Genomic DNA, 7,050 nt, shown 5'->3' with positions numbered 1-7,050 from the left:
ATACAGATGCCGGTGAACCCCATAAATGGTGTATCACATATAGGATGCTGAGCAAGTTATATTAAAAGAAAAAAGATGGTTTAAAGCAAAAAGGAAATATTTATTAACTTTAGAGAACTGGACTAAGGCTTTTCATAGGATACGTTGTTAGCTGCTGTTGTTTTCTGTCTTAGATAGAAGATTCCTTCATTCCTTTAAACTGATTGTGAGGCAAGCCAATTAGCGTAACTATTTTGAAAATGCATCCTTGTCTAAGGCCTCTTTGGTATCGTTCAAATAAGACTTCATCCAATCCTCCCAAACGTTCTCTACAAAATCTTGTAATTGTGGTAATACTTCCTCGGATTTTGCTCTAAAGTTATAGTACCATTTTATTTCGGTTCTTGGTCCTACGGGTCTGAACAAAAATTGTGCTACAGCAAGGTCTACCATATCTTTTAAATCTGCGGTAAAATCTGTCAATTGATTGTCGAACAGATATGGTCGCTGAATAAAGTTAATTTCCTCGCGTGCTCTAAAACCTTGGGGACAACAAGTTGGTTATTTGAAAGATTTAAACGGATTTATAATTGAAATTTGTACACCAATTCAAAGTCAAGAATAGAAAAACTACCGCCAACACTGTGTATGGTGTATGGCTTATTGCTTCTTTGTTTTTTAACCGAAGTTTTGGGTATATTTATTATATTTGGTTAGTGGCTAATAGACCGCTATTTTTTAATCGCTACAAGCCATACGCGGTGTTTTTGGTGGTAATTTAAGACTCATTATATTAGAATGAATGCAAGAAATAATTAGACATAGTATTGATAAATTCAAACAACAAGTAAAACCAGAATTTGAAGAAAAGAATTTTTTTTTAAAAGAATTTATCAACGATAATGAATTATTTGAAGAACCATACAGAACAGAAACTTTTGGCATTGGTTACTTAAAAGAAGGGCAATTTGTATTAACTACGGGTTTAACCAATCATACCATTGATGCACCATCATTAATCACTATGGGGCCAAATGTTATTAGAAAATGGACAAGGACGTACAAGCCTGTAATAAACTATACTATTTTCTTTACAAGTGATTTTTTAAGTAGCATATTATCTTCTAATAACAAACTACTTAATGTTCCTTATTTTGAAGAAGCAGATTTACATATTTTTCACTTAAATGATTCTGAAAAAAATTCTATCGAATCTATTTTTGATACGCTGAAGAATTTTATTGAGTCTGATTATAAAAATAAAAATGAGTTTATTCGCCTGCAAACAGCCATTTTATGTGAGATACTAGATGAATTCCATACAAAAAGAGCGATAAGTAATTCTAAAACCCACCAAAATCCATTAGCATATAAATTCAAGCATCTTGCGGCACGTGACATAAAAGTAAAAAGAGATGTAACCTACTACGCAGAAAAACTAAACACAACAACCAAGAAGCTTACCAAAGTTATTAAAAAAGTTACTGGAAAGACAGCAAGCCAATTTCTTCAGGATTTGCTAATTCTTGAAGCAAAAATTCTACTTCAAGATGGGAATGCGACTATTAATCAAATAGCCTATGAATTAAACTTTCCGGACCCTTCTACTTTTGGAAAATATTTCAAGAAGAATATAGGAAAAACACCTTCGGCCTATCGAGAGGAATTTATGACTATATAAAGTCTCATTTTACCCTTTTTTGACAATAGTGCTTTATCTAGATTTGTTACATAGAAATCATAAAACTATACAAGATGAAAAATATCGAAATCGCAAAAAAGTACTTAAATGCAGCATATAGCGGAGATATCGCTACAGCAAAAAGCCTTTTAGATGAGAACGTTAAACTAACAATGAATGGAAATAATGAAATATCTGGTATTACCAATGGAAGAGAACCTTTTTTCGCATCCTTTGGTAAAATGCTACAATTAACGAATAACACTTATAATTTAGATGAACAAGTAGAGTGGCTTGAAGGACAAGAAAGAGCTATTCTAATTGCTAAGGAATCTGCAATAAGAAATGATGAAAAGTTTGAATTTAGCCGGGTTATAGATTACATAATTAAAGAAGGCATAATCAAAGAAATAAAAATATACGAAGGTGACCCAACAATTGCCGATAAAGCATTCAGTAAATAATTATTCTTCATCAACACCATATAAAAAGCCTATATCAAATTCTAAATAACTACTACCAATACCGTGTATAGCTCATTGCGGCTGAATTCTTAATTGGAATTCATTGCAATTTGCTATCTTTCGGTTACGGCGGAAAATCATAGCCGATTTTCCACAACGAGCCATACACAAAATCGTTAGCTACAAGTAGAAAATAAAATGACTGGAAAGATTGACAAAAATATTATTGGATTTTTCGCAAGCTTTAATACTGATGAAACTGATGACGAGTTAGTAAAGTCACATCTCTGGAATGATAATGGGCTGAAAAACAAACTGGCTCATCTAAATTGGGAACATTATGGAGACGACTTAAAAAAAATACTTTTTCAAGTTTATGTTAAACCAATTCGATATGAGAGAAAGAATCTAAAAGAAATAGAAAATTACAGAAGAAAAGAAAAAGCAATCGGAATTCCAATAATTCTTGATAATGAGAATTTTTTCAAATTGACAGAAGCTGATAGACGACAATTCTTTGTACAAACTATAGTCGATAAACTTAGACTAGTTGAATTAAAGATAAAGCAAAATAAATTGAATTTTGACATTTCGCGACTAATAACTGATGTAAAAAAATCGTTGAACTATGAAAAAATTGAAAAAAAGCCAGTACCAAACAATGACTATAATTCATTGTGGCAAAGAGTTAAAACAAAATTTAATCTATAAGACAAGATTAATTTCATAAGCGGGGTGATCCGAAGGATTATTCCACAAATAAATCATAGCCGAGACGTTGTACCAAATAGCTAAATACCACACTTATTTTTATAGCCGATAAATGATATATGGAAGCATTGTTATCCAAATAAGGACTAAGACCCAAATTCTCCCTTGTAAAATATTATAATCTTGTAGAAGTCTATCCCAAGAGTATCCAGCAATATAATGACCAAATAAAAACTCAAAAATGATTGTAAGAATCAACCAAATCAAACCGATCATTATAGACTGATTAGATGATATTGGAAACCAAATCTTAAATAACATCCAAACATAAATACCAAATAGCATTATCATTGTTACAGTAGAGACCTGGTGCGCATGAAGTTCATTTAAGCGAATTCTTAAAATTTTCTCGCGAAATAATCCGTTAACGATTGCGATAAAAATCATTGGAAACCAAGCCAAAATATATCTCAACATTTGTTTAATTATTTAAACCCTAAACTTTATTAACATTAATTAAATGTACTCAACTTGACGTTAGGTTTTTATGATTTTTGTCACTAGACATAACAATGTTTATAGTTCATTATGGCCGAATTCCCAATCAGGAAATTTCGTCGCAATTAATTATCTTTAGCAATATCGAAAAGTACCTACATACTTCCTCGTACCTAATCATACACCAACCCATTGTAGTGTATTTTGAAATTCTAATAATTGAATGAGAAGAACAGTTAAATGGAAATTACACTTAAAATCTGATCCCAAAGTAGTCTTTGATTTACTTTCTACTTCTGAGGGCAGAGAAAAATTCTGGGCCGAAAAGGCAACTGAAAATAATGGTGTGATTCGATTTTCATTTCCCAATGGACAAGCATATAACGGTCAAATATTAAAAACTATACGTAATAGAAAATTCCATTTGGACTATTTCAATAGTTTGGTGACATTTGATTTAGAACCATCCAAAAATGGTGGAACCGACCTTACATTAATTAATAAAAATGTTCACGAAAGTGAGTTTTCTGAGGTAAAAGCTGGATGGATATCTGTGCTGATGAACCTTAAAGCGGTGGCAGACTTCAAATGTGATTTAAGAAATCATGACCCAAAAAGAACTTGGGATCAAGGTTATGCGGATAATTAAAAACGAACTACAGCAACGTTTATAATTAATTGCAAGGTAATTACCTTAAGAGAAATTCATACGCATTAATTATCTTTAACAACTACAGAAAGTACTTGCAAACTTTTTTGCAACTAGACATACAAAAACCTTTGTGTAATATTAAAAACAATTCTTACAGAGTTAAATGAGTGTTCGGTATTTAATATTTAATAATCATAATCGATTAAGGACTCTTTGGAGAATACTAATATTCATATGTACGTTGTCCATTGCAGTTTCACCTCTTATTTTAATTAGAAATTCACATCTACAGTTCTTAGGCGCTGTATTAATTCTTGTACTTGGTCTCTACCTTAATTCAAAATATCTGGATAAAATTGATTTTTCGGAATATGGTCTTATTTTCAAAAAAGAAACCTTTATTCATTTAATTATAGGAATTTTTATAGGTGCTATTTCGGTTGTATTGATTTTACTTTTAGGAAAAGAAATGGATTTCTTAACAGTTTCCAAGGTCAACCCCGACTTTAGAATCAAGTTATCACTTCTATTTGCTCTAAAAATGTTTCTTGTAGGTATCTTGGAAGAGACATTTTTTCGAGGATATCTTTTTACAAATATTTATAATGGACTTAAATCAAGAGTAGTAACTAATAGACAAAGATTTTTAATCGCACTTTTGGCATCATCAACTTTTTTCGGACTTGCTCATATTAATACTAATAACGCAAATCTAATTTCAATTGTATTTCTTTCAATAAATGGAATGGTTTGGTGTATTCCCTTTGCAATAACAAAGAATTTAGGTTTATCGATTGGACTTCACTCAGCTTGGAATTTTGCACAAACTCAAATTGGGTTTATAATGAGTGGAAACAAAGCAAAAAACTCGTTTTTCAATGTTAAAAACAATGCTGCTGATTTATTTACAGGTGGAGAATATGGTCCAGAAGCTGGAATTTTAGGACTCATTGGTTTTGCAATTATGCTAATATTAGTATTGATTTATTTAAAATTAATAAGAAAAATAACGTAGTATAACATAGCCTGTAATTGAAAAATCGAAAACTTGGTACCTATTTGCCAATAATGCCTAAATTTTTAATTTGTTTTTAAAAATAAAATATAAAAATTCGACTCCTATGTTAACCTCAAAAGTTAGTATCTTTTTTGCATGCTACATTTTATACACAACCATTATGGGTAATTAGAATGAAAAAATTAAAACAATACATATTGATTATTGGATTTGCTATTTGGAACTTGTGCATGATAAGTTGCAAAAATTCAACCAACTCAAATAACTATCCAAATGATAGAACTCAATCAAAAATTAGTATCAAAACAAGTCAAACTGTTGCCGAATCGATTAAACAAAAATCATTCTCTAAGGATTCCATAAACAAGACCGATTTCAACTTGCCAAAGGGATACACACTATTTGAAAAAATCCAAGGAGACTTGAATGGGGATGATTTGGATGATTATGTACTTATCATTAAGGGAACGGATAAAAAGAAAATTGTTGTTAATAGATTTGACAAAAAAGTTGACCGCAACAGAAGAGGAGTTTTAGTTTACTTAACCAATAAGGATAAAACTATTTTGTCAACTGAAAACCTGAATTGCTTTTCATCTGAAAATGAAGATGGTGGTGTATACTTCCCTCCAGAACTTTCAATAGATATAAAAAATGGAAAACTATATGTACACTATGGCCATGGCAGGTATGGATATTGGAAATATACGTTTAGATATCAGAGTTCTGATTTTGCACTAATAGGTTATGATTCAAGCGAGAATTATGGCCCAATAATCAATCGCGAAACAAGCATCAATTTCCTCACAAAGAAAAAATTGATAAGAGAAAATGTAAATCAAAATACCGAAGAAAGTGGAGATGAAATTTTTGAGGATAATTGGACAGACATTGACATTAAAGATTTGTACAGATTATCTGAAATAAAAGATTTTGACGAATTAGAAATAAACAGAGAAAATTAAAAAAAGCCCCATAACAGGGTGTATAGGCTATAACACCCTTCGGTAGTTATGCACCAAACACACAACGTTATCAATAATATAAAAAGTTGATGGATAAAACATATCGAGACAATGTAGGTTTTTCTTTTATCAAAGTCATTATGTTTATTATTTTATTGACTCCCCTTTTAATTTCTATTGGTTACATAGCAATCCAAAACTTGGAGATACATTACTTTTTATATGCATTTATATATGGACAGTTAGCAATCATATTTATAAAATTAATCTTCGAACATAGCAAGCGAACTTTCATTTCAGATGTTATTGAACACAGGCTTGAACCAATACTAAAGTTTGAATACGAGCAAGAGGAATGGAATAACTTTATAAAGAAGGTTTTAAAGAAAAAGATTAAAAGAAATTTCATTATTTCAATGACGATTTTATTAATCTCTATTATTTTAATAATTATAGGATATGATCTGAAAAATGATGGAGAATTCGCCTTGGCTATTGGATACAATCTCCTAATGCTTTCACTTTTTTGGGGACTTAACAATTATATTTTTATAATCTACCCTCTTTCGAATGCTTTACATAGCAAGATTAAGGAAATTCAATGTTTTAAATATGGATTAATTTTAATGGATAACCATTTTGTTTTAAAAACTTTTAATTACATAAAAAATATACATTTAGTAGAAATAGATAATGAAATAAATATTTGCTTTACCGATGAAACTAGAGGTACAAGTGTGGAAGGAAATGATGCCAATGTGATAACAAAAACACATATACCTATTCCAAAAAAAAATAAAAATGATTCAGATAAGATATACGTAAAAGCTTTTAGAAAGTTAATGTAATCTAAATTAATGCTGTAAAACATAAGTAGGATAACAAAGAGATTAAATATCGGGAAGAATTACAAACAAATTAAAAACTATGCCCAACAATGGTTCCTATGAAAAGCCTTAGTCCAGTTCTCTAAAGTTAATAAATATTTCCTTTTTGCTTTAAACCATCTTTTTTCTTTTAATATAACTTGCTCAGCATCCTATATGTGATACACCATTTATGGGGTTCACCGGCATCTGTAT

General features: G+C 30.4%; 9 protein-coding genes. 7 read left to right on the top strand and 2 right to left on the bottom strand.

Going from position 1 to position 7,050, the window contains the following annotated elements:
• Positions 1-228: 228 nt before the first annotated feature.
• Positions 229-462, bottom strand: coding sequence for a hypothetical protein (locus JJQ60_RS21790; RefSeq protein WP_201924759.1), 234 nt, complete (start codon positions 460-462; stop codon positions 229-231).
• 319 nt (positions 463-781) lie between these two features.
• Here JJQ60_RS21790 and JJQ60_RS21785 point away from each other — a divergent pair, with 319 nt between their 5' ends.
• The 3 genes from JJQ60_RS21785 to JJQ60_RS21775 all read left to right on the top strand — a co-directional run bounded on the left by JJQ60_RS21785 (position 782) and on the right by JJQ60_RS21775 (position 2,835).
• On the top strand, positions 782-1,660 hold the full coding sequence (locus JJQ60_RS21785) for a helix-turn-helix domain-containing protein (RefSeq protein WP_201924758.1): 879 nt from the start codon (positions 782-784) through the stop codon (positions 1,658-1,660).
• Between the two features lie 74 nt (positions 1,661-1,734).
• Positions 1,735-2,124 carry a nuclear transport factor 2-like protein gene (locus JJQ60_RS21780; protein ID WP_201924757.1) on the top strand — a complete coding sequence of 130 codons (390 nt, stop codon included), beginning with the start codon at positions 1,735-1,737 and terminating at the stop codon, positions 2,122-2,124.
• A 198-nt stretch (positions 2,125-2,322) separates the two neighbouring features.
• Entirely contained in the window at positions 2,323-2,835 is a 513-nt protein-coding gene (locus JJQ60_RS21775) for a hypothetical protein (protein ID WP_201924756.1), read from the top strand.
• A 99-nt stretch (positions 2,836-2,934) separates the two neighbouring features.
• Here the strand turns inward: JJQ60_RS21775 and JJQ60_RS21770 are convergent, their stop codons facing one another.
• Positions 2,935-3,312, bottom strand: coding sequence for a hypothetical protein (locus tag JJQ60_RS21770; RefSeq protein ID WP_201924755.1), 378 nt, complete (start codon positions 3,310-3,312; stop codon positions 2,935-2,937).
• Between the two features lie 244 nt (positions 3,313-3,556).
• On the opposite strand from JJQ60_RS21770, the gene JJQ60_RS21765 reads away from it, so the two are divergent.
• The 4 genes from JJQ60_RS21765 (at position 3,557) to JJQ60_RS21750 (ending at position 6,816) form a co-directional block, all read left to right on the top strand.
• Positions 3,557-3,982, top strand: coding sequence for an SRPBCC family protein (locus tag JJQ60_RS21765; protein WP_201924754.1), 426 nt, complete (start codon positions 3,557-3,559; stop codon positions 3,980-3,982).
• Positions 3,983-4,226: 244 nt separating this feature from the next.
• On the top strand, positions 4,227-5,000 hold the full coding sequence (locus JJQ60_RS21760; protein ID WP_201924753.1) for a CPBP family intramembrane glutamic endopeptidase: 774 nt from the start codon (positions 4,227-4,229) through the stop codon (positions 4,998-5,000).
• Between the two features lie 176 nt (positions 5,001-5,176).
• The gene (locus JJQ60_RS21755) at positions 5,177-5,968 is read left to right on the top strand and encodes a hypothetical protein (RefSeq protein ID WP_236669196.1); all 792 of its coding nucleotides are present in this window, start codon (positions 5,177-5,179) and stop codon (positions 5,966-5,968) included.
• An 89-nt stretch (positions 5,969-6,057) separates the two neighbouring features.
• A complete protein-coding gene (locus JJQ60_RS21750) occupies positions 6,058-6,816 on the top strand; it encodes a hypothetical protein (RefSeq protein WP_201924752.1) in 759 nt (252 codons plus the stop codon).
• Positions 6,817-7,050: the final 234 nt, after the last annotated feature.

Origin of the sequence: Aquimarina mytili (assembly GCF_016735115.1) — a bacterium.
Classification (GTDB): Bacteria; Bacteroidota; Bacteroidia; order Flavobacteriales; family Flavobacteriaceae; genus Aquimarina; species Aquimarina mytili.
The sequence above is the reverse complement of the archived record's forward strand: the minus strand, read 5'-3'. Positions and strand labels throughout refer to the sequence as shown.